Below are 24534 nucleotides of genomic sequence, written 5' to 3'. Positions count from 1 at the left end.
CCGCGTGGCGTTACCCGCGGCCGGTAATGGAAGGCAGTGTGCGATGACCAACCCCACTCCGGCGCGCGCGGAAACAGAACAGCTGGCAGCGCTGGTGGCGACGGTCGCGGCGATGGATCCGGCGCGGATCGCGGTCGAGTTCGACGGCACCGCGGTGTCCTATGCCGACCTCGACGCTCAGCTCACGCTGATGGCCGAGCTGACCGGTGGGGCCCTGGACGCGGACACGCTCGTGCAGGTGGTGCTCGCCGAGGTGTTCCCCGGCGTGGTCGATGCCGCCGAGGGGGCCTTCGGTGTGCTGCTGGATTCTCTGGCCGGTGATGCGATGGCGGCATTGGGGATGGAAGTCGCGGCCGCCGCGACGCTGGTCGACCGGTTCGCCGCGCAGGTGGCGCGGACGCCGGATCGGGTCGCGGTGCAGTTCGGTGCCGATGTGCTGACCTACGCGGAATTCGACGCCAGGGTGCGGGTGCTGGCGGCGCGGCTGGTCGAGATGGGTGTCGGCCCCGAGACGCTGGTCGGGTTGGCGCTGCGACGCAGCGTCGAGTTGATCGTCGCGGTGCACGCGATCGTGCGGGCGGGTGGTGCGTATGTGCCGCTGGATCCCGACCATCCGGTGGACCGGCTGCACTATGTGCTCGAGGTGGCGCGCCCGGTGGTGGTCGTGACGCGTGCCCGCGATGAGCCGGATCTCAACGGCGCGCCGGTTCTGCGCACCGATGACATCGACTGGGACGCGGCGCCCGGCACGGTGGTTTCCGGGGTGTGCGCCGGCAATACGGCCTACGTCATCTTCACCTCCGGTTCCACGGGCCGCCCGAAGGGCGTGGCGGTGACCCACGCGGCGATCGTGGCGAACCTGGATTGGCGGCAGCGCCGCTACGCCATGACCGATGCCGATGTGGTGTTGCAGAAGACGCCCTACACCTTCGATGTGTCGGTGTGGGAACTGTTCTGGCCCTTACAGATCGGCGCCCGGCTCGTAGTCGCCGAACCGGGGCGCCACGGTGATCCCGCGTATCTGGCGTCGTTGATCGCGGCGCATGGAGTCACGGTGACTCACTTCGTGCCGTCCATGCTGGCCGCGTTCGTCGGTGAACTGGGTCCCGAGGTGGATCTGTCGTCGTTGCGGATGGTGTTCGCCTCGGGCGAGGCGCTGCCCGCTGCCACCGCCGCGCGGCTGCGCACGCTGTCGTCGACCGCGCTGCACAACCTGTACGGGCCCACCGAGGCGGCGGTCGACGTCACCGCGCACGAGGTGACCGCGCTCGATGAGGTGTCGGTGCCGATCGGTGGTCCGGCCGACGACACCGGGCTGCTGGTGCTCGACGAGAACCTCGATCGGGTGCCCGCCGGGGTGGTCGGCGAGCTGTACCTGTCGGGTGTTCAGCTGGCGCGCGGTTATGTGGCGCGGCCCGGTCTGACCGCGGACCGGTTCGTCGCCAACCCTTACGGCGTGGCCGGTGCGCGCATGTATCGCACCGGTGACCTGGTGCGCGAATCTCGTGGTGAACTGGAATACCTGGGGCGCACCGACTTTCAGGTGAAGCTGCGTGGTCTGCGGATCGAGCTGGGGGAGATCGAGGCTGTGCTGGCCACGCACCCGCGGGTCGGTAACGCGGCGGTGGTGCTGCATCGGCATGCCGCGGGTGAGGCGCTGGTCGGCTACGTGGTGAGTGTCGATGGCGAGGCGATCGACGAGGCCGAGTTGCTCGCGCACGCCAAGGCGTCGATGCCGGAGTACATGGTGCCGTCGCTGCTGGTGTGCCTGGACGCGATGCCGATCAACGCCAGCGGAAAGCTGGACCGAAAGGCGTTGCCGGAACCCGATTTCCGGGTGGCCGCCGCGGAATTCCGGGAGCCGCGTACCGCGACCGAACGTCGCGTCGCCGCATTGTTCGGCGAGCTCCTCGGGGTACAGACCATCGGGTTGGACGACGACTTCTTCCGCCTCGGTGGCAACTCGCTGATCGCCACCCGCGCCATCGGCCGGTTGCAGGCCACGTTCGGTGTGCGCGTGGATGTTCGTGACTTCTTCGACAGTCCCACCGTGGCGGTGCTGGCGAAGCTGGTCGACGGCGGGGTGGTCGACGATCGGCCCGCGCTCGTCGCGGGTCCGCGTCCCGCGGTCTTGCCGCTCTCGCCGGCTCAGCAGCGCATGTGGTTCCTGAACCGGTTCGATCCGGCGACCGGGGCGTACAACATCCCGATCGCGGTGCGGTTGTCGGGTGCGCTGGACCGGGCCCCGCTGCGGGCGGCGGTGGGTGATCTGATCGCGCGGCACGAGGTGCTGCGCACGGTGTACCCCGAGGTCGACGGGGTGGGGACGCAGCGGGTTGTTCCTGTTGCCGAGGCGCTCGAATTGCTCGCAGCCGAACTGCATTCGGGCCGCGACGACGGCGCAGCGGCGGCAGCCGACCAGGCCGATGCCGGTCGAGGCCCGGGGGCTATCGGTGCTGAAACCGGTTCCCGGCGCTCAGGGCCGGACGTTCCCGCTGCGGCGCCGCAGCTGTCGACGCTGCTCGACCCCGTGAGCATCAGCGCTCAGGAACTGCCCGGCACCTTGGCCGCCGTGATCCTGCGTGGATTCGATGTCACCGCCGCGCCCCCCGTGCGAGCGAGGCTGTTCGAGGTCGACGGCGATCACGTGTTGGTGCTGGTGGTGCATCACATCGCCTCCGACGGATGGTCGGCCGGTCCGCTGGTGCGCGACACGATGACCGCCTACTGTGCGCGCGCCGAAGGTGCGGCGCCGCAATGGAATCCGCTGCCCGTACAGTACGCCGACTACGCCCTCTGGCAACGTGCTGTGCTCGGTGCGGAGGACGATGCCGACTCGCGGGCCGGGCGGGAGATCGCGTTCTGGCGCGACTCGTTGGCCGGGTTGCCGGATGAGTCGAGCCTGCCGACCGATCGGCCTCGCCCCGCCACCGCGTCGATGCGGGGGCGCCGGGTCTCGTTCGAGCTCGATGCCGAGGTGCTCGCGTCGCTGAACGCGGTTGCCGCGCAACAGGGTGCGACGCTGTTCATGGTGCTGCACGCGGCCTTGTCGGTGCTGATCGCGCGCCTGTCGGGCAACACCGATGTGGCGATCGGCACGCCGGTCGCCGGGCGCGGTGCCGCCGAACTCGACGACGTCATCGGCATGTTCGTCAACACCGCCGTGCTGCGCACCCAGGTGCGTGGCGCCGAACCGTTCGCCGACCTGCTCGGCCGCGTCCGCGCCGGGGACCTGGCCGCCTTCGACCACACCACCTTGCCGTTCGAGCGGCTCGTCGAGGTGCTCGCGCCGCCGCGTTCGGCCGGTCGCCATCCGCTGTTCCAGGTGGCACTGTCGCTACAGAACCTGCCGACGACGACCTTCGAACTGCCCGGTCTGCGCGCTGCCGCCGTCGACTTGCCCTATGACGTCGAGAAGTTCGATCTCTCACTGACGCTGCGCGATTCCGCGGCCGATGGTCTGTCCGGCGAATTCTCCTACGCCACAGATCTGTTCGACGAGCAGACCGTCACCCAGATGACGCGCCGCTTCACCGGTCTGCTCGCCGCGATCGCCGCCGCCCCGCGGACTCCGGTAGCCGATCTGCCCCTGCTGATCGACACCGAGTTCGGTGAGCTGACCACCCGCACCGGCGGCCCGTCGACGCCGGCTCCCCTGCTGCCGGCGGTGCTGTCGTGCGCCGCCGCCGATCCCACCGCGATCGCGATCCGCGATGGTGACCGCACCCTCACCTACGGCGAGCTCGACGCCGCCTCGTCCCACCTGGCCGCCCGCCTGACCGCCCTCGGCGTCGGCGCGGGTGACCTCGTCGCCGTGGGCATCCCGCGCTCGGCCGACTCGGTCACCGCGGTCTGGGCCGTCGTGAAGTCCGGGGCGGGATTCCTCCCGGTCGACCCGAACTACCCCGCCGACCGCATCACCCACATGCTCGCCGATTCCGGTGCGGCAGCGGGTATCACGACCGACGCGGTCCTGGCGGACCTGCCCACCACGGTGAACTGGCTCGTGATCGACACGTCGGCGACCAGCGTCGAGACGACGGAACACGGTGCTGGAACGGCCGATTCGAGGATCGCCGAGCGGGTGGTCGGTGCCGAGGCACTCGCCGCTGAGGCTCGCGGCGATTCCGCGGATTCGCTCGTCGACAACGGCGTCGACCGACGGGGCGCTGTAGGTGGCCGGGCGGTGGATCCGCTGGATCCCGCCTACGTCATCTACACCTCCGGCACCACCGGACTGCCCAAGGGTGTCGTGATCACGCACGGGGCGGTCGCGGCCTATCTGCCGGTGCAGGCGGGGCGGTATCAGGCGTCGGCGGACGCGCGGGTGCTGCACGTGGCCTCGCCGTCGTTCGATATCTCCGTGGCCGAGTTGCTGCTGACCGTGACCGAGGGGGCGACGATGGTTGTCGCGCCCGCCGGGGTGTTCGGTGGGGCGGAGCTGGGTGAGTTGCTGCGGGTCGAGCGGGTGACCCATGTGGTGATCACGCCTTCGGCATTGGCCACGGTGAACCCGGAGGGGCTCGACGAACTGCGCGTGGTGGTGGTCGGTGGTGAGGCATGCCCCACGGAACTCCTCGCACGCTGGACGGCCGCGATTCCGGGCCTGATCTTCCGCAACGGCTACGGTCCGACCGAGACGACCATCGTCACCAACATCAGCGAACCACTCAGTGCGACAACACCTGTCACGCTGGGGGCGCCGGTGGAAGGCACGACCGAACTGGTACTCGACGAGCGGCTGCGGCCGGTCCCGGTCGGCGTCGTCGGCGAGCTGTACATCGCGGGTGCGCAGCTCGCGCGGGGCTACCATCGCAGGCCCGCGCTGACAGCGGGGCGGTTCGTCACCAATCCCTATGGTGCGCCCGGTGATCGGATGTACCGCACCGGCGACACCGTGCGCTGGGTGCGGCGCGCTGATTCTTTCGACCTGGAATACCTGGGCCGCAACGACTTCCAGGTGAAGGTGCGCGGTTTCCGGATCGAACTCGGCGAGATCGACGCGGTCCTCGCCCGGCATCGGGCCGTCGACTTCGCCGCGACCGTCGGTCACCGCACCGACGCGGGCGCGACCGTGCTGGTGTCGTACGTGGTCGGGGTCGCCGGTGCCGCGATCGACACCGCGGCGCTCATCGCGCACACCGCCGCGCACCTGCCCACCCACATGGTGCCCGCAGCGATCGTCGTGCTCGACGCGGTGCCGCTGACCCCCGTGGGCAAGCTCGACCGGTCCGCACTGCCCGCACCGGTCTTCGAAGCCGCTGTCTACCGGGCGCCGGAAACGGCCGCCGAGCGGGTCGTGGCCGACGCTTTCGCCGAGGTGCTCGGACTGGACCGGGTCGGCCGCGACGACGACTTCTTCGACCGGGGCGGCAACTCGCTGCTCGCCACTCGGGTGATGGCGCGCATCGGTACCGACCTCGACATCCGCGTGCCCATCCGCCAGCTCTTCGACACCACGACGGTGCTGGCGCTGGCCGCGGCCGCCGACCGCCTGCGCGGCACCGGCACCGGTCCCGCGCTGGCCGCGGGGCCACGCCCCGACCCGCTGCCGCTCTCGCCCGCCCAGCAGCGCATGTGGTTCCTGAACCGCTTCGACCCCGGTTCCGCCACCGACAACATCCCCCTCGCGGTCCGCCTTACCGGCAGTCTCGACATCGCCGCACTCCAGGCGGCGATCGTCGACGTGCTGGACCGCCACGAGGTCCTGCGCACCCGATACCCGGAACTCGACGGCAACGCCATCGCCGAGATCCTTCCGGCGACCGGCCTCATTCCCGAGGTTCACCCCCATATCGTGGACGCGGCCGACCTGTCCGATGCCGTGCGTGCCGTCGTCGCCATCGGCTTCGACCTCACCGTCGACGCACCGATTCGCGCGACCTTGCTCCGCGTTGCCGCGAACAGTGCCTCGGCACAGGCGGATTCGGCGGAGTCCGGCCCGGCTACCCCCGATCTCCCGGCGCAACGCGCCGGCGCCGTGGAACAACTCGAGCATCGCGCCTCGCGTGACGGGGCCACCGGGCCTGCTGCTGCGTCGCGCTCCGCCGGTGCGGAGTATGTGCTGGTCATCGTGTTGCATCACATCGCGGCCGATGGTTTCTCGTTCGGGCCGTTGATCCGGGACGTGCTCACGGCCTACGGCGCGCGCGCCATCGGAGAGGCCCCGAGTTGGGCGCCGTTGGACGTGCAATATGCCGACTACGCCCTGTGGCAGCACGCGGTGCTCGGCGACGCGGCCGACCCGGAATCGGTTGCGGCCGAGCAGCTCTCGTTCTGGCGCGCGGCGCTGGGGGGAGTGCCCGAGCAGCTGGAGCTGCCCACCGACCGGACCCGGCCCGCGGTCGCGTCGCGGCGTGGTGCGCTGCACAACGTCGAGATCGATGCCGGCACCCATCAAGCGCTGACGGAATTCGCTCGCGCACAGGGTGTCACGGTGTTCATGGCGGCGCACGCGGTGTTCGCGGTGCTGCTGGCGCGGTTGTCGGCGACCGCCGATATCGCGATCGGCACCCCGGTGTCGGGACGTGGCGAACGCGCGCTCGACGATCTGGTCGGCATGTTCGTCAACACCCTCGTCCTACGCACCGAAGTCGCGCCCGCGACCCCGTTCACCGAGCTGATCGCCCAGGTCCGCGATACCGACCTCGCGGCCTTCGGTCACGCCGGCGTCCCGTTCGAGCGCCTCGTCGAGATCCTCGATCCGGTCCGCTCCACTGCCCGCAACCCGCTGTTCCAGGTGATGCTGTCGCTCAACGAGGACACTCCGGGCGAACTCGTCCTCCCCGGTCTCACCGTCGCCGGCTTCGATCTGCCGACCGGCGTCGCCAAGTTCGACCTGGAGCTCACCCTCACCGAACACCGCGACGACAACGGCTCTCCCGCAGGCATTTCCGGCGCCTTCCTGTACGCCACCGACCTGTTCGACGCGACCACGATCGCCGGTTTCGCCACCCGTCTGCACCGCGTACTCACCGGTGTTCTCGCCGACCCGGCCCGCCCCGTCGGCGACGTCGATCTCCTCGACCCGGCCGAGCGGACCCAACTCCTGACCACATGGAACGACACCGCCACCGCCACCGACCACGCCGCGACTCTCGCCTCACTCCTCGCTGACCAAGCTGCCGCAACTCCACACGCCATCGCGGTGGTCGTCGACACGGACCCCGCCGCGGCCGGTGACGCGCCGACGGCCACGGGCGCCGCTGCGACGCGCGCGCTCGATACGTTGCCCGCAGCCGGGTCGAGGGACGAATTGGTGACCAGGCGTCATGCCCTGGAGTCGGCGGCATTGCCGGGTTGTCCACCGGCGAGCACGTTCGATGCGGGCACGCCGGCCAAAGATGGCGCTCGAGTAGCCGCGGATGGCGCGCTCCTCGGAATCGGAGCGTCATCGAACGCGATTTCCCGGCTCGAGCACGCGGCAGTCGACGCGATCGTCGCACACCACGCTGGAGGTGCGTCTCCTGAGGTTTCCTTGGGTGGCGCCGACGATGCCACGGCAGCAGTGGAGCTTTCGTACGCGGAGTTCGGTGTTCGAGTCGCACGGCTGGCCCGTCATCTGATCGGGCTCGGGGCGGGACCGGGCTCGCTGGTCGCGGTGGCGATGCGCCGTGGCGTGGAGCAGCTGGTCGCGGTGCACGCGGTGCTCGCGGCCGGTGCGGCGTATGTGCCGGTGGATCCGGATCATCCGGCCGAGCGGACCGCCGATGTGCTGGGGCAGACGGCACCGGTCTGTGTGCTGACATCGGCTGGAAGTGATGTGGCCGAGGGGGATTCGGTGCTGGAGGTCGACACGCTCGACCTGTCGGGACTGTCCGGCGATCCGATCACCGATGACGAGCGGGTGGCACCGCTGCGCCCCGAGCACCTCGCGTACGTGCTGTTCACGTCGGGCTCCACCGGCAAGCCGAAGGGCGTGGCGGTGCCGCACAAGGCCGCGGTGAACCAGTTGCTGTGGTTGCAGCGGGAATACCCGCTCGGGGCCGACGACGTGGTGCTGCAGAAGACACCGTTCACCTTCGACGCGTCGGTGTGGGAACTGCTGTGGCCGTTGCAAGCCGGGGCGCGGCTGGTGCTCGCCACCGCTGATGGGCATCGTGATCCGGCGTACCTGGCGGCAGCCACCGTGCGTCATCGGGTGAGCGTCGTCCAGTATGTGCCGTCGGTACTCGCCGCTGTGGTGGCGGAACCGGTTGCCGCGCAGGCGCAATCGCTGCGACTGGTCTTCGCGGGCGGTGAAGCGCTGACAACCGACCTGGCCCGCCGGGTGCGCGCGATCACCGGTGCGACGGTGGTCAACCTGTACGGCCCGACCGAAACCGCCATCCAGGTCACCACACACGAGGTCGGTGACGAGCCCGGCGCCACGGTGCCGATCGGCGCACCGGTCGCCGATACCCGTGTGTATGTGCTGGATTCGCGCCTGCGTCCCGTCCCGGCCGGTGTTGCGGGGGAGCTGTATGTGGCAGGCGCGCAGCTCGCCGATGGCTATCACGGCCGCACCGATCTCACCGCCGAACGCTTCGTCGCCGACCCCTTCGGCGCGGGCGAGCGCCTGTACCGGACCGGCGATCTGGTCACCTGGCGCACCGGCCCGGACGGCCCGGCGCTGCACTACCTCGGCCGCACCGACTTCCAGGTGAAACTGCGCGGCTTGCGCATCGAACCGGCCGAAATCGAAGCCGCGATCGCCTCGGTCCCCGGCGTCAGCCGCGTCGCCGTCCTGGTGCGCTCGGACGAAGGCCGACCCGACCAGCTCGTTGCCTACGTGGTCCGTGCTGCCGGTGCGCTCCCGGTCGCCCGGGGTTCCGAATCCCTCACCTCGGCATCGCCCACGTCCGGTGACCTCGATGCCGCGATCGCCGCGGCTCTGCCCGCATACATGATCCCCGGCGCCTACGTCTTCCTCGACGAATTGCCCGTCAACGCCTCCGGCAAGCTCGACCGTCGGGCACTGCCCGCGCCGCAATCACGGCAGCTCGACTACCGGGAGCCCGCGACCGCCACCGAGCGGATCGTTGCCGCGACATTCGCCGGGGTGCTCGACCTCGACCGGGTCGGTGCCGGTGACGACTTCTTCGCACTTGGGGGCAATTCCCTGCTGGCAACGCAGCTGGCGGCGCGGCTCGGTGCCGCGCTCGATGCTCGGGTGCCGGTGCGGGAACTGTTCGAGGTGAGCACGGTCGACGGACTCGCCGTGCGGCTGGACGCGCTGCGTGGCACCGGTAGCAGGCGTGGACCGGTGGCAGGTCAACGCCCGCAGCGGATTCCGCTCTCACCCGCGCAGCAGCGGATGTGGTTCCTGCACCGCTTCGACCCGGACTCCGCCGCGTACCACATCCCAGTCGCGATCCGGCTCAGCGGCGAGCTGGATTCGACGGCGCTGCGTGGCGCGCTGGGTGATCTGATCGCCCGGCACGAGACTTTGCGCACCACCTATCCCGAATTCGACGGGCAGGCGACACAACTCGTCGGTCCGGCGTTCATGCCCGAGCTCGCCGTCGTCGACGTGGCTGCCGATGACGTGCCCGCGGCGGTGGTGTCGGTCCTCTCCGGTGGGTTCGATATCACCATCGAGGTGCCGGTGCGCGCCGCACTGCTCCGGGTGGCGGCGACCGAACACGTGCTGGTGCTCGTTGTGCATCATATCGCGGCAGACGGCTGGTCGATGGGGCCGCTGATCCGGGATCTGGTGGCCGCCTACGCCGCACGCGTTGCGGGTGCGCAGCCGCGGCTGCCAGCGTTGGCTGTGCACTACGCCGACTATGCGCTGTGGCAGACCGAGGGGCTCGGCAGTGCTGACGACCCGGACGCACCGCTGGCCCGCCAGCTCGGGTACTGGACCCACCGGCTCGCGGACTTGCCCGATGTCTTGACGCTGCCCGCCGACCGGCGCAGGCCGCTGATCGCCTCCAACCGGGGCGCCACCTTCACCACCACCCTCGGTGCCGACCTGCATCGCGGGATCGAGGAGCTGGCTCGGGCGCACCGCGCCACCCCGTTCATGGTGCTGCACACGGGCCTTTCGGTGCTGCTGGCGCGGCTCTCGGCCGGTGCCGACATCGTTGTCGGTACACCCGTGGCCGGTCGCGGCCATCGCGAGCTCGATGACATCGTCGGCATGTTCGTCAACACGCTGGTGCTGCGTGCGCGGGTCCACGCCGATGCCCGCTTCGGCGATCTGCTCGACGAGGTCCGCGCGGACGATCTCGATGCCTTCGACAATGCCGATGTGCCGTTCGAAAGCCTGGTCGATGCCCTGAATCCGGCTCGGTCACAGGGCTATTCGCCGCTGTATCAGATCTCGCTCGCACTGCAGAACCAGCGCAGAACCGCGTTCGAGCTGCCGGGTCTCACCCTGTCGGGGCTGACCCTGCCGGACGCGCCGATCGAAGTGGATCTGGACTTCACCTTCGTCGACCGCTTCGCGCCCGACGGTGCGCCCGACGGCCTCGACCTCGAACTGCGCTACGCCACCGACCTTTTCGACGCCGACACCATCGCCACGATGGTGGGGATGCTCGAGCGGGTGCTGCGGGACGCGGTCACGGCACCCGGCACCGCCGTCGGTGACCTCGCCCTGCTCGCGGACACCGACGAGGACGCGCTGCCGGCGGGTCCCCACGGGGAGGTGGTCGCACTCGACGGCGCACTGGCTGAGCTGGGCGTGCGTGCCCCGCTCGCGGCGCACCTGCTCGATGCGGCGGCCGCGCGTGATCCGCAGGCTGTCGCGGCGGTATTCGAAGGTGCCGAGATCACCTACGGCGCGCTCGCCGCCAGGGCCAACCGCTTCGCCCGCCGGTTGATCGACTGCGGAGTCGGGCCGGAAACGCCGGTGGCCGTTGCTGTTCCGCGCGGCATCGAACTGCTGGTGGTGCTGCACGGTGTGCTCGCCGCCGGTGGCGTGTACGTGCCGATCGATGCGGGCCAGCCCGCCGAACGCATCGGGCATGTGCTGGCGACCGCTTTGCCGCGACTCGTTGTTGTCGCATCCGCCGGCGACCTCGATCATGTGGACAGCGGCATCCGATCTGCCACGGCATCGGTGCATTTCGCCGCCGCGTCGCGCTCCGGATTCCCGGTGCTCACCGTCGCCCAGCTCGAGGAATCGGTGCGTGGCAGTGTCTCGGGAGCTCCGCTCACCGATGCCGAACGCCTTGCGCCGCTGCACCCCGAGCACCCGGCGTATGTGCTGTTCACCTCCGGATCCACCGGCACACCGAAGGGTGTGCTCATCTCCCATCGCGCCGTCGTCAATGAAATCTGCTGGCTGCGTGGTGAATACACCATGACAGCAGCGGACCGTTTCCTGCAGCGCGCGCCGCTCACCTTCGACGTCTCGCTCTGGGAACTGCTGGCTCCCGCCCTGCTGGGTGCCCCGCTGGTGCTGCTGCGTCCCGGCGGGCACCTCGACCTGGCATACCAGGCGCGGGTGGTGCGTGAGCAGGGCGTCACCATCATGGAGATCGTGCCGTCGGTGCTGGCCGCGATGCTGGCCGAAGGGCTCGGTGACGCGCTGAGTGGGCTGCGGATGCTGCACGTGGGCGGCGAGGAACTGCCCGCCCCGCTGGCTGCCACCGTGCTCGCCGCGATCCCCGGCGAGCTGCACAACACCTACGGCCCGACCGAAGTGGCGATCACCAGTACTTTCCAGCCGATCACGGCGCCGGTCGAGCAGACCGAGCTGCCCATCGGCAGGCCCACCTGGAACGTGCGCGCCTATGTCCTCGACGAGCGCCTGCACCCGGTGCCCTGCGGTGTGGCGGGAGAGCTGTATCTCGCGGGTGACCAGCTGGCCCGCGGCTATCTCGGCAGGCCCGATCTGACCGCCGACCGCTTCGTCGCCGATCCGTTCGCGGCGGTATCCGAGGACCCTGCGGGATCGCCCTCGGCGGGCGCGGTCGGCGCCCGCATGTACCGCACCGGCGACCTGGTTCGCCGCGATCGCGACGGTGCGCTGGTCTATCTGGGGCGCAACGACTTCCAGGTGAAGATCCGTGGACTGCGGATCGAGCTGGGCGAGATCGAGGCCGCGCTGGGCGAGGCTCCCGGTGTGACCCACGCGACCGTGCTGCCCGCCACCGACGATGCCGGTCGGCAGTGTCTGGTCGGGTATGTCGCGGGCCAGGTCGACAGCGTGGCGGTGCGGGCGCACGTCGCGGCCCGGGTGCCCGCGTACATGGTGCCCTCGCACCTGGTCGTGCTCGACACCGTGCCGCTCAACCCCGCGGGCAAACTCGACCGGGCCGCGCTACCGGCCGCCGGCCTGTCCACCACCACCGAATATGTGGCACCGCGACCGGGTGCGCAGACCGTTCTCGCGGGCGTGATCGGTGACCTGCTCGGGGTGGCGCGCATCGGTGCAGACGACGACTTCTTCGCCGTCGGCGGCAATTCGCTGCTCGCGATGCGGCTTGTCGCCCGAGCCAACGCGGCCCTCGGCAGTGCGCTGGACGTGCGCGACGTGTTCGACGCACCGACCGTCGCCGGACTCGCCGAGCGCGCGGGGACCGGCCTCGAACAGTTGCCCCCGCTCACGGTGGTGGGACCGCGCCCGGATCGAATCCCGCTGTCGCTGGCGCAGACTCGCCTGTGGCTGCTGAACCGGATCGATCCCGAATCGGCCGTCTACACCCTGCCGATCGCCCTGCGCCTGACCGGTGACCTCGACACCGCTGCCCTGTGGGCGGCGCTCGCCGATGTCCTCGACCGGCACGAATCACTGCGCACGGTCTTCCCGGAAGACGCCGACGGTCCGACCCAGGTGGTCCTGCCCGTCGACGCGGTGCGGCCTGCCACCATCGTGCGCGAGATCGCTGAGCCCGACCTGGCCGATGCCGTGCGCACGATCATCGGCGAGGGCTACGACCTGACCACCCAGCCACCGCTTCGCGCCGCGTTGCTGCGTCGCGCGGCGCGGGTCGAACTCGCGGACCGCCGATCCGACGAGGCAGGAACCTGTCCCGCGGTGACCGATCACGCTGTCAGGCTGTCCGGCACCGGGGCTGTCGCAACGGACCCGTCAGCTCACGCCATCGTGGCCGCAGACGCTGTGGATGGCGATGCCGTGTCGCGTCTGGCTGCCGTGGATGGCGATGCCGTGTCGCGTCTGGCTGCCGTGGATGGCGATGCCGTGTCGCGTCTGGCTGCCGTGGATGGCGATGCCGTGACGCGTCTCGCTGCCGTGGATGGCCCTGCTTCGCACGATTCCGAGCATGTGTTGGTGCTCGCGGTGCATCACATCGCCGCCGACGGTGTGTCGACGACGCCGTTGGCACGGGACCTGATCACCGCCTACGCCGCGCGCGCTCGGGGGATCGCGCCGGTGTGGGAGCCGCTGCCGGTGCAATATCCGGACTTCACCCTGTGGCAGCGTGCCGTGCTCGGGGACGCCGCTGATCCGGCGTCGCGGCTGGCGCGGCAGGTGGCGCACTGGCGTGACGAATTGGCCGGGGTCGCACCGGTTCTCGAGCTGGCGACAGATCGTCCTCGGCCCGCCGTGCGCGCGGGTGCGGGTGGGGCTGTCGGGTTCGATGTGCCCGCCGATGTGGTCGCGGGGATCGAGGCGCTGGCTCGCCGGCACGGGGTGTCCACCTTCATGGTGGTGCACGCGGCGTTCGCGGTGCTGCTCTCTCGTCAGGGCGCGGGCGCGGATGTGCTCGTCGGCACCCCGGTCGCCGGGCGGGCCGATGCCGCGCTCGACGATCTCGTCGGGATGTTCGTGAACACCCTCGTCTTGCGCACGGCGGTCGATCCCGGTGCCGGGTTCGGTGAGCTGCTCGCCGAGGTGCGCGCGGCTGATCTGCGGGCCTTCGCGCACGCGGACTTGCCATTCGAGCGGCTCGTCGACGAGCTGAATCCGGCTCGCTCCACAGCGTATTCGCCGATCGTGCAGGTGATGCTCGCCTTCGAGCATCGCGAGGACGCCACCGTCGAGTTGCCCGGGCTACGGATCGACGAGTTCGCGATGCCCGCGCAGACGACCCAGTTCGACCTGTCGCTGGCGATCAACGAGATCGTCGGTGCCGCAGGGGAACCCGGCATGCGCGGCTGGCTGCGCTACGCCACCGATCTGTTCGACGCCGATACGGTGACGTCGTTCGGTGCGCGGTTCGTGCGGGTGCTGAGCGCGGTTGTCGCCGATGACAGGATCGCGGTCGGCGAGATCGATCTCCTGGATGTCTCGGAGTCCGCCCAGCTGAGGTCGTGGAACGACACCGCCGCCCCGCTCGACACCGACGCGACGCTGGTCTCGTTGTTTGCCGCGCAGGCCGCGCGTACTCCCGACGCGGTGGCCCTCGAATTCGAGGGCGAGCGGATTACTTACGGCGAGTTCGCGGTTCGGGTCGCCCGACTGGCGCGCTGGCTGATCGCCGAGCAGGTGGGCCCGGGCGCGGTAGTCGGTGTCGGGCTGCGACGCGGCATCGATCTGCTGGTCGCCCTCTACGCAGTGCAGGCCACCGGCGCCGCGTACCTGCCGCTCGATCCCGACCACCCGGCCGACCGGATCGCCGATGTCCTGGCGACCGCGGCTCCCGTCTGCGTGCTGGCCGCCGCCGGCTTCCCCGAAACCGGCGCACGCCGAGTCCATCCCGGCACGCACATCGACACCGGCCACCGTCCGATCGAATCCGTCACTCGTCCAGGTGAGTCCACCACGCACACCGTCGAGCCGACCACCGACACGATCGAACCTGGCAGGCGTGCAGGCGAACGCGGCACGCGGGTAGTCGGGCCTGCCACGCGCATTGTCGAGCCCGCCTCGCTCGACCTGTCCGGGTTCGCTGCCGACCCGGTGACCGATGCCGATCGGATCCGGCCGCTGCGTGGCGCCGACCTGGCGTATGTGCTGTTCACCTCCGGCTCGACCGGTAAGCCCAAGGGCGTTGCGGTTACCCACACCGCGATTGTCAACCGCCTGGTCTGGATGCAGGACGCCTACCGGCTCGATGCCGCCGACACCGTGCTGCATAAGACGCCGATCACCTTCGATGTGTCGGTGTGGGAACTGTTCTGGCCCTTGCAGATCGGGGCCACCCTGGTGATCGCGCGCCCCGACGGGCACCGTGACCCCGCGTACCTGGCTGAGGTCATCACCCGCACCGGAGTCGGCGTCGCCCACTTCGTGCCGTCGATGCTGGCAGCCTTCCTCGCCGAACCGCTTGCCGCCGAGTGTGTTTCGCTGCGGCAAGTGTTCGCCTCCGGTGAGGCTCTGCCCGCCGTCGATGCCCAGCGCCTGCGCGCGCTGATCCCCGGTGTCGCCGTGCACAACCTGTACGGGCCCACCGAGGCCGCTGTCGACGTCAGCTTCCACGAGGTCACCGACGCCGATATCGCCACGGTGCCGATCGGCGCTCCGGTCGCCAACACCGCCCTGCACGTGCTCGACGCGCGCCTGCGCCCCGTTCCGGTCGGCACACCGGGTGAGCTGTACCTGGCCGGCGTCCAGCTGGCGCGCGGATACCTCGGCCGCCCCGACCTGTCCGCCGACCGCTTCGTCGCCAACCCGCTCGGCGCTCCCGGCGACCGCATGTACCGCACCGGCGACCTCGTGGTCCGCACCCGCTCGGGTGAACTGGAATACCTGGGCCGCACCGACTTCCAGGTGAAACTGCGCGGCCTGCGCATCGAGCTCGGCGACATCGAAGCGGTCCTCACCGGTCTCGACACCATCGAACGAGCAGTGGTCACCGTCCGCGACGACGGCACCGGCGCCTACCTCACCGCGTACCTCGTTCCCGCCGAGGCGAGCCACGCGACTGCCGATGCCGACGCTGCTGCTACCGCTACCGCTACCGCTACCGCTACCGCTGCTGCTGCCGCTACCGCTGCTGTCGCGACCGCTGCTGTCGCGACCGCTGCCGCAGCTACCGCTACTGTCGCTGCTGCCGTTGCCGCTCCCCCCGCGACTACCGCCGCTGCCGCTGCCGCTGCCGCTGCTGCTGCTGCTGCCGGTGCCGCTGGCCCCGACACGCCTGCCGCCGTCGGCGCTACTGCTGCCGCCGGCTTCGGTGCCTACGCCGCCGCTGGCCGTAGTGACGGAGAAGGCGCATCGACGTTCGACCTCGCGGTGGTGAAAGCCGCGCTACAGCAGGCACTTCCGGCCTACATGGTGCCGAGTGCGTTCGTTGTACTCGGGGCCTTCCCGGTGAATTCCTCCGGCAAGCTCGACCGGCGGGCACTGCCCGCGCCGGAGCTCCTCGCTCGTGAATTCCGTGCTCCGGCAACGCCGGCGGAACAGTTGGTGGCCGGGGTGGTCGGCGAGGTGCTCGGTGTCGAGCTGGTCGGCGCCGATGACGACTTCTTCGATCTGGGCGGCAACTCGCTGATCGCGACCCGGGTCGCCGCGCGGCTCGGGGCCGCGCTGAACCGGCAGGTGCCGGTGGCGCGGATCTTCGAGGCGCCGGTGGTGGCCGCGTTGGCCGCCGCGCTCGCTACCCACGGCGGCGCGGCACGACTGGCGCTGGTCGCGGGGGAGCGGCCCGCGTCGATTCCGCTCTCGCCCGCCCAGCAGCGCATGTGGTTCCTCAACCGGTTCGATCCGGACTCGGCCGGGTACAACGTGCCGATCGCGGTGCGACTGGGCGGCGTGCTCGATCTCGACGCGCTCGCCGCCGCGGTGGACGATCTCGTCGGTCGCCACGAAGTGCTGCGCACCTACTACCCCGAGACCACCGAAGGCCCGGTGCAGCAGATCCTGTCCGCCGCCGAAGTCGGTGTGGCACTGCGGGTTCGCGACATCGCCGCCGAGCAGATCGTGGACGCGGTGACGGCGCTGGCCGCCACCACCTTCGATGTCACGGTGGGTGTGCCCTGGCAGGTGGTGCTGTATCGGATCAGCGCCGACGAAGCGGTGCTGGCCATGGTCGTGCACCACATCAGCGCCGACGGCTCGTCGATGCCGCCGCTCGTGCGTGACCTGATGACGGCCTACCTCGCGCGTCGCGACGGTGCGGCACCGGGGTGGACGCCGCTGCCGGTGCAGTACGCCGACTACGCGCTGTGGCAGCGCGCGGTGCTCGGCGACGAAGCCGATCCCGAATCGGTGGCCGCCCGCCAGCTCGACTTCTGGCGCGGCGAACTCGCCGACCTGCCCGATGAGCTGGCGTTGCCGCTGGATCGACCGCGCCCGGCGATCCGGACCCTCGTCGGTGGGACCGTGCCGGTGACCCTGGACGCCGGCACGCACGCCCGGCTCAGCGCGCTGGCCAGGGAATCCGGCGCCACGCTGTTCATGGTCGTGCACACCGCGTTCGCCGCGCTGCTCGGTCGCCTCTGCGGCAGTGCCGACATCACCGTCGGTACGCCGGTGGCCGGTCGCGGTGAGGCCGCGCTCGAAGACCTGATCGGCATGTTCGTCAACACGCTGGTCTTCCGTACCCACCTGCGAACGGGAGAGTCGTTCCGGCAGTTGCTGATTCGCCAGCGCGCGACCGACCTCGCCGTCTACGCCCATGCCGAGGTGCCGTTCGAACGGCTCGTGGAGGTGCTCGATCCGGCGCGTTCCACCGCCCGGCATCCGCTGTTCCAGGTCGGCTTCTCGTTCCAGAACTTCGAGCGTGCCGAGCTGGCACTGCCGGGGATCACCGTGTCGGGGCTGGACACCGGCAACGAGCTCTCGCAATTCGATCTGCACCTCATCGTGAGCGACGACTACGCGAACGACGGCGCGGCCGCGGGCATCACCGGCGTCCTCACCTACGCCGACGACGTGTTCGACGCCGAGACCGCGGTGGCGATCGCAGGGCGACTGGAACGCCTGCTCACCGCCGTCGCCGCAGCGCCGCACACACTCCTGGACGCGGTCGAGGTGCTCGAACCCGCGGAGCGGACCCGCATCCTCACCGAGTGGAATGCCACCACGCACGAGATCGACAGCACCGCAACGCTACTCACCCCGTTCCGCGCGCGGGTTCGGGCGAACCCCGAAGCGGCCGCGCTCGTGTTCGAGGACACGGCACTGACCTACGCGCAACTCGACACCCAGGTCAACCGCCTGGCCCGGCACCTGATCGGCGAAGGCGTCGGCCCCGACACCCTGGTGGGGCTCGCCATCCGGCGCTCCACCGAACTCGTCGTCGCCATGTACGCGGTCCTCACCGCGGGCGGCGCGTATGTGCCGATCGACCCGGACCACCCCGCGGACCGCATCGCCCAAGTCCTCGACACCGCCCGACCCCGCCTGGTCCTCACCACCGCACGCGACGAATTCGACGCGCCGGCACCGGGCGGCTCGCTCCATCCCGACCAGGCTCCCACCCAGGACCCGACCATCGCGGGCGTGACCGAATCGGGGACACCGACCACGGCCGAGTCCGATTTGCCCGCGGGCGAAACCTCCGGGTCGTCGGCGATCGGGAGCGATGCGGGCTCGCCGAGTCCGAGAGTCGCGGCCACGGCCGGTGCATCGCGGCGTGGCGCGCCGACCAGGATCGTCGTGCTCGATGATGTGGACACCACCCGCTACCCGGGTCATCCGGTCGCGGAGGCAGAACTCGGCGCCCCCCTGCGGGAATCGAACCTCGCCTACGTGCTGTTCACCTCCGGCTCGACCGGTAAACCCAAGGGCGTGGCCATGAGCCATGCCGGAATTCGCAACCAGATCGCCTGGCTGATCGAGCAGTACGACCTCGACGGCGACGACGTGTACCTGCAGAAGTCCGCGGCCGGGTTCGACCTGTCGGTGTGGGGCTTCTTCGCACCGCTCGCGGCGGGCGCCACCCTGGTGCTCGCCGCCCCGGACGGGCATCGCGACCCGCTGTACCTGGCCGAACTGGTCGCCGCGCGGCGGATCACCGTCGTCGACTTCGTGCCGTCGATGCTGGCGATCTTCGCCGCGCACGCCGACGCCGCGCAGTTGACGAGTCTGCGGCTCGTCCTCGCGATCGGTGAAGCGCTCACACCGGAGTCTGTCGGCGCGCTGCGTGCGAAATCGACTGCGGCGGTGCACAACCTGTACGGGCCGACCGAGGCTGCCGTGTCGGTGACGGCGTGGCCGGCCGACGGTGCGACCGGGCAGACGGTGCCTATCGGTGTGCCCGAATGGAATTCGCGCGTGTATGTGCTCGACGAACGGCTGCGCCCGGTGCCGCCGGGAGTCGCCGGTGAGCTGTACCTGGCGGGGGAACAGCTCGCACGCGGGTACCTCGGCCGCGCCGACCTCACGGCGGACAGATTCGTCGCGGACCCGTTCGTCGGTGCGGACGAGGTAGGCGCTGTCGCGGACTCGGGTCTGGACGCCGCGGGTTCCGGCGGCGACGGCCGCGCCGACGATCACCGGGGCGGGCGCATGTATCGCACCGGGGACCTGGTGAAATGGACTCGCGACGGGGTGCTGGTCTATCTGGCGCGCATCGACTTCCAGGTGAAGTTCCGTGGTCAGCGCATCGAACTCGGCGAGATCGAGACCGCGCTCGCTCGGCTGGCCGGGGTCGGTCAGGCCGCGGCGGTGGTCTCGGCGAGTGCGACCGGTGACCAGCTCGTCGGGTATGTGGTGGCGACGCCGGGCCTCGCGCTGGATCCGGCCGCGCTGCGCGCGGGTGTGGGGGCGGTGCTGCCGTCGTACATGGTGCCGTCGGTGATCGTTGTGCTCGACACGTTCCCGCTCAATACCTCCGGCAAGCTCGACCGGTCGGCGCTGCCCGCACCGGAATTCGTGGCCAGGCCGTTCCGGGCGCCGGTCAGCGCGGCCCAGCGGGCGGTGGCCGAGGTGTTCGGTGCGGTGCTCGGGCGCGAGCGGGTCGGGCTCGACGACGACTTCTTCGAACTCGGCGGCAACTCGCTCATCGCCACCAGGGTCGCCGCCCGGCTCGGTGCGGCATTGTCGACCCGGGTGCCGGTGCGCACCCTGTTCGAAGCGACCACCGTAGCCGACCTGGCGGCCGTGCTCGCGGTGCGGGCAGGCAGTGGCGCGGGGCTCGCGCTGACAGCAGGCGAGCGACCGGCGCGGATTCCGCTCTCGGCGGCCCAGCAGCGCATGTGGCTGCTCAACCGCCTCGATCCCGAGTCCGCCGCCTACAACATCCCGATCGCGGTGCGGCTCACCGGCGATGTCGACGCGGGCGCGCTGGCCGCCGCGGTCACCGATGTGCTCGACCGGCACGAGGTGCTGCGCACCACCTACCCCGCGCTCGACGGGATCGGGCACCAGGCGGTGTGGGAGTTCGTGCCGGCGCCGGTGGTGGAGACCGTCGATCCGATCACGGTGCCCGCGATCGTCGCGGCCGAGATCGGGCGTGGATTCGATGTCACCGCCGCACCGCCCGTGCGGGTGCGCGTACTGCGCTGTGCCACCGACGAAGTCGTGCTGGTCGTGGTGATTCATCACATCAGCGCCGACGGATTCTCCGCCGGGCCGCTGCTGCGCGACACCACCGCCGCCTACCTCGCCCGGCGTGCGGGCACCGAACCCGGCTGGGCGCCACTGGAAGTCCAGTACGCCGATTACACGCTGTGGCAGCGTGCGGTGCTGGGTAGTGAGGACGACGCGGAATCGGTCGCCGCACGGCAGCTGCGATTCTGGCGCGGCGAATTGGCGGGACTGGCCGGACTGCTCGAACTTCCCGTCGACCGGCCACGTCCGGCTGTCGCGTCACACCGTGGTGCGAGTGTCGACACTGTTGTGCCGCAATCGGTGTGGCAGCGGGTGGGGCAGTTGGCTCGTCGCAGCGACGTCAGCGAGTTCATGGTCGCCCACGCCGCGCTGGCCGCGTTGCTCGCGCGGCTGAGCGGCACTGGCGACATCGCGATCGGCACCCCGGTGGCGGGTCGCGGTGAGCAGGCGCTCGACGATCTCGTCGGCATGTTCGTCAACACGCTGGTGCTGCGAACCGGTGTCGACCCCGCCGCCTCGTTCACCGCGCTGCTGCGCGAGACCAGGCGGGCGGACCTGGATGCCTTCGAGCACGCGGAGGTGCCGTTCGAGCGGCTCGTCGATGTGCTCGACCCGAACCGCTCGGCCGCGCACAGCCCACTGTTCCAGGTGATGCTCGCCTTCCAGAACCTGGCCGCGAGCCCGGTCGAGGTGGTCGCGCCCGACCTCACCGTGACCGGAATGGAAGCCGACGCCGCCATCGCCAAGTTCGACCTGGACCTGGTACTCGCCGACACCGCCGACGGTGGCTGCGCAGTGAGCCTGACCTACGCCACCGATCTGTTCGACGCCGAGACGGCCACCCGCATCGCCGACGGCTACGTGCGGGTCCTCGACGCGGTCACGGCACACCCGGAGGGCCTGGTCGGCGATATCGACCTGATCACCGACGGCGACCGCCGGATCTTCGAGAGCTGGTGCGACACTGCGTATCCGGCTCGCATCTCCGGTCTGCGAATCGGATCGGACACGCTCACCGATAGCTCCGCCGCCCAGCGCGGCACGGCGGAGTCCGGTCGCCGGCTCGCCGCGGTACCGGACGCGATGATGCTGCCGGGGCGGGGCGACGCGGTCGGCGTGCTGCCCACAGCTTTCGATCGCCAGGCGGCCGCGACACCGGACGCCGTCGCGCTCATCGACGGTGACACCGTTCTCACCTACGCCGAGTTCGCGGCGCGGGTGAACCGGCTCGCCCGTCATCTGATCGAACACGGTGTGGGGCCGGATTCCGCGGTGGCGGTGGCCGTGCGCCGGTCGACCGAGCTGCTCGTCGGGGTGTACGCGGTGCTGGCGGCGGGTGGCACCTATGTGCCGGTGGATCCCGACCATCCGGCCGAGCGCGTCGCCCGCATCCTGCGGATCGCGCAACCGGCGTGCGTGCTCACCACCGGCCGCGACCGCGCTGGGCTCCCGCTGCACGGGCTCGACGCGGTTTCGCTCGACACGGTGGACCTCACCGCCTACTCGGCGGGGCCGATCACCGACGCCGAGCGTGCGCAGCCGCTACTGCCCGAGCACACCGCGTACGTGATCTTCACGTCCGGATCGACCGGCCTGCCCAAGGGTGTCGGTGTCTCGCACCGCGCGATCGTCAACCAACTCGACTGGCTGGCACAGCGTTTCGGGTTCGCCGCCGGCGACACCGTGCTGCACAAGACACCGACGACCTTCGATGCCTCGATCTGGGAGCTGCTGCTGCCGCAGCGGGTGGGTGCCCGAACGGTCATCGCCCGCCCCGGCGGCCACGGCGATCCGGCCTACCTGGCCGAGCTGATCACCCGACATCGCATCGACACAGTGCAATTCGCGCCGACCTTGCTCGCGGCGTATGTCGCGCACCTGGTGCAGGCACCCGCGGATCCGAACGCGTCCGCTACCGCGGGCCGGACGTCCACCGCTGACGGCGGCGACGTCGAAGGAGGACCGCTGCGAGGAGCCGGTCGGGGAGTGGCAGCGCAAGGCGCAATCCAGTCGCGGCTCGGCGCCGCCGACGACGGTGGGGGAGATTCGCTGCGCCGGGTCTTCGCGGGTGGCGAGGCGTTGCCCGCTGCGCTGGCACAGCAGGTGCGAGCGCTGATCGGGGCGAAGGTGGTGAACCTCTACGGGCCCACCGAGACCGCGGTGCAGGTGAGCAGTCATGTGGTGACCGATGATGACCTCGTCACGGTGCCGATCGGTGCGCCCGTGTGGAACACCGGGCTCTATGTGCTCGATGCCAGGCTGCGGCCGGTGCTGCCGGGGGTCACCGGCGAACTGTATGTCGGCGGTGCACAGCTCGCGCACGGCTACGTGGGGTCGGCCGAACTCACCGCTGAGCGGTTCGTGTCCGATCCGTTCGGAGCGGTCGGTGCGCGGATGTACCGCACCGGTGACCTCGTCCGGCTGCGTGGAAGCGACACTCCCACACTGGAATACGTCGGTCGCGCCGATCTGCAGGTGAAGCTCAACGGCCAGCGCATCGAACTGGGCGAAGTCGAAGCCGCGCTCCAGCGGCAGCCGGGGGTCACGCAGGCCGCGGCCGCCGTAGTGTCCGGGGTCGGCGCGGATCGGCTCGTCGCCTACGTGGTCGCATCGCGCAGCGAGGAGTTCGAGCGTGGCGGTGCCGAGGGCAACCCGAGCGGCATTGCCGGTGCGGTTGGTTGTGCCGCTGACGCTGTTGTAGGCAGTGCTGGTGCGAGCGCTGGTGCTGTCGCCGATGTGAGCGCTCGAGCTGTCGGTATGGCGGCCGGCGCGAGCGCTGGAGCTGCCGGTGCCGGAGCTGGTACTGTCGCCGATTTCGCGGTGGCGCGGGGCGGTTCGTTCCTCGATGCGGCGTCGCTGCGTGCGGCACTGGCGGTGGAACTACCCGGCTATCTGGTGCCCGCGGTGGTAGTCGAGCTGGCCGCGTTGCCGGTGAACACCTCCGGCAAACTCGATCGCGGCGCCCTCCCGCAGCCGGAACTTCGCCAAGCGACCTACCGGGCGCCGATCACCGAGACCGAGCGACTCGTGGCGGGCGCGTTCGCCCGGGTGCTCGGACTGGATCGAATCGGCATGGACGACAACTTCTTCGACCTCGGGGGTAACTCCCTCACCGCGGTCCAGCTGTCCTCGCGACTGAGTGACGCGCTGGGCAGCACGGTGCCGGTGGCGTGGTTCTTCACCGACCCCACGCCCGCCGTCGTCGTGGAACGGCTACGCGCCGAGGATGATTCGAGCGAGGACGCGTTCGCGGTACTGCTACCGCTGCGAGCGGGCGGCACGGGCGCACCACTGTTCTGCATCCACCCCGTGGGCGGAGTGTCCTGGTCGTTCGCCGGACTCACCCGCCACCTCGACCCGCAGCGCCCGATCTACGGGTTGCAGTCGCCTGCCCTCACCGCCGGCGAACCGCTGCCCGCCACCATCGACGCCTGGGCGCAGCGCTACATCGCCGCCATCCGCGCAGTGCAGCCGCAGGGTCCCTATCACCTGCTCGGCTGGTCGCTGGGTGGGCTACTCGCCCACGCCGTCGCCACCGGCTTACAAGCCGACGGCGAGCCGGTGGCACAGCTGGCCATGATGGACAGCTGGCTCGGCGACGGACCCGAACAAACCCCGATGCCGACCGTCGGTGACCTGCTCGGCGGCCTCGCCGGTGACGATCTCGCCTTCGACACCGACGGCCTCGCCGCCGCGGCCGCGGGCATCGGCGGACCACTGGCCGCACTCGACCGTGCCCGCATCGCCCGCATCATCGACGCCGCCACCGCCTCGATGCGGATGGTCGACGACTACCGTCCGCGCCGCTTCGACGGTGACCTCGTCTACTTCGCCGCCACCGTCGACGACCCGAGCGGATCACGGGGCGCGGCGAGCTGGGCCACCGCTGTCGAGGGCACAGTCCACCGGCACGGCATCGACGCCACGCACTGGGCGATGGCGGGCGAGGCGGCGCTGGCCCGGATCGCGGCGGTCCTCGACGCGCGCGGATCCGATGCCCGCGGGTTCGCGAGCGAGGACCCGGCGACGAGGGCCGATGCACGGGCGGGGGCGATGGGCGCATAGAATCGCGGAGTCGGCCTTCGTGCCTGCTGCCTGCGTAGTGAGGCATTTCGCGCACGTCGCCAGCTCCCATTCGAGAGGTTGAGGAACCATGCCAGAACAGCCGTCCGGTGGGATCGGGTGACGACGTCAAAGCT

At 70.5% G+C, this 24534-nt stretch carries 1 protein-coding gene; it reads left to right on the top strand.

Annotated elements, in window-relative coordinates; translation table 11 throughout:
* Positions 1 to 43: 43 nt before the first annotated feature.
* Positions 44 to 24400 (top strand): non-ribosomal peptide synthase/polyketide synthase, encoded by a 24357-nt coding sequence (locus ACTWPB_RS26655; protein WP_446223242.1) that lies wholly within the window; start codon positions 44 to 46, stop codon positions 24398 to 24400.
* Positions 24401 to 24534: the final 134 nt, after the last annotated feature.

This window comes from Nocardia sp. IBHARD005 (assembly GCF_052814245.1).
Note: the sequence above shows the minus strand (reverse complement) of the source record. Positions and strands in the feature narration are given on the sequence as shown.

Excerpts from the sequence above, each read along its gene's own strand:
- ACTWPB_RS26655 (WP_446223242.1), top strand. The coding sequence starts at position 44 with ATGACCAACCCCACTCCGGCGCGCGCGGAAACAGAACAGCTGGCAGCG.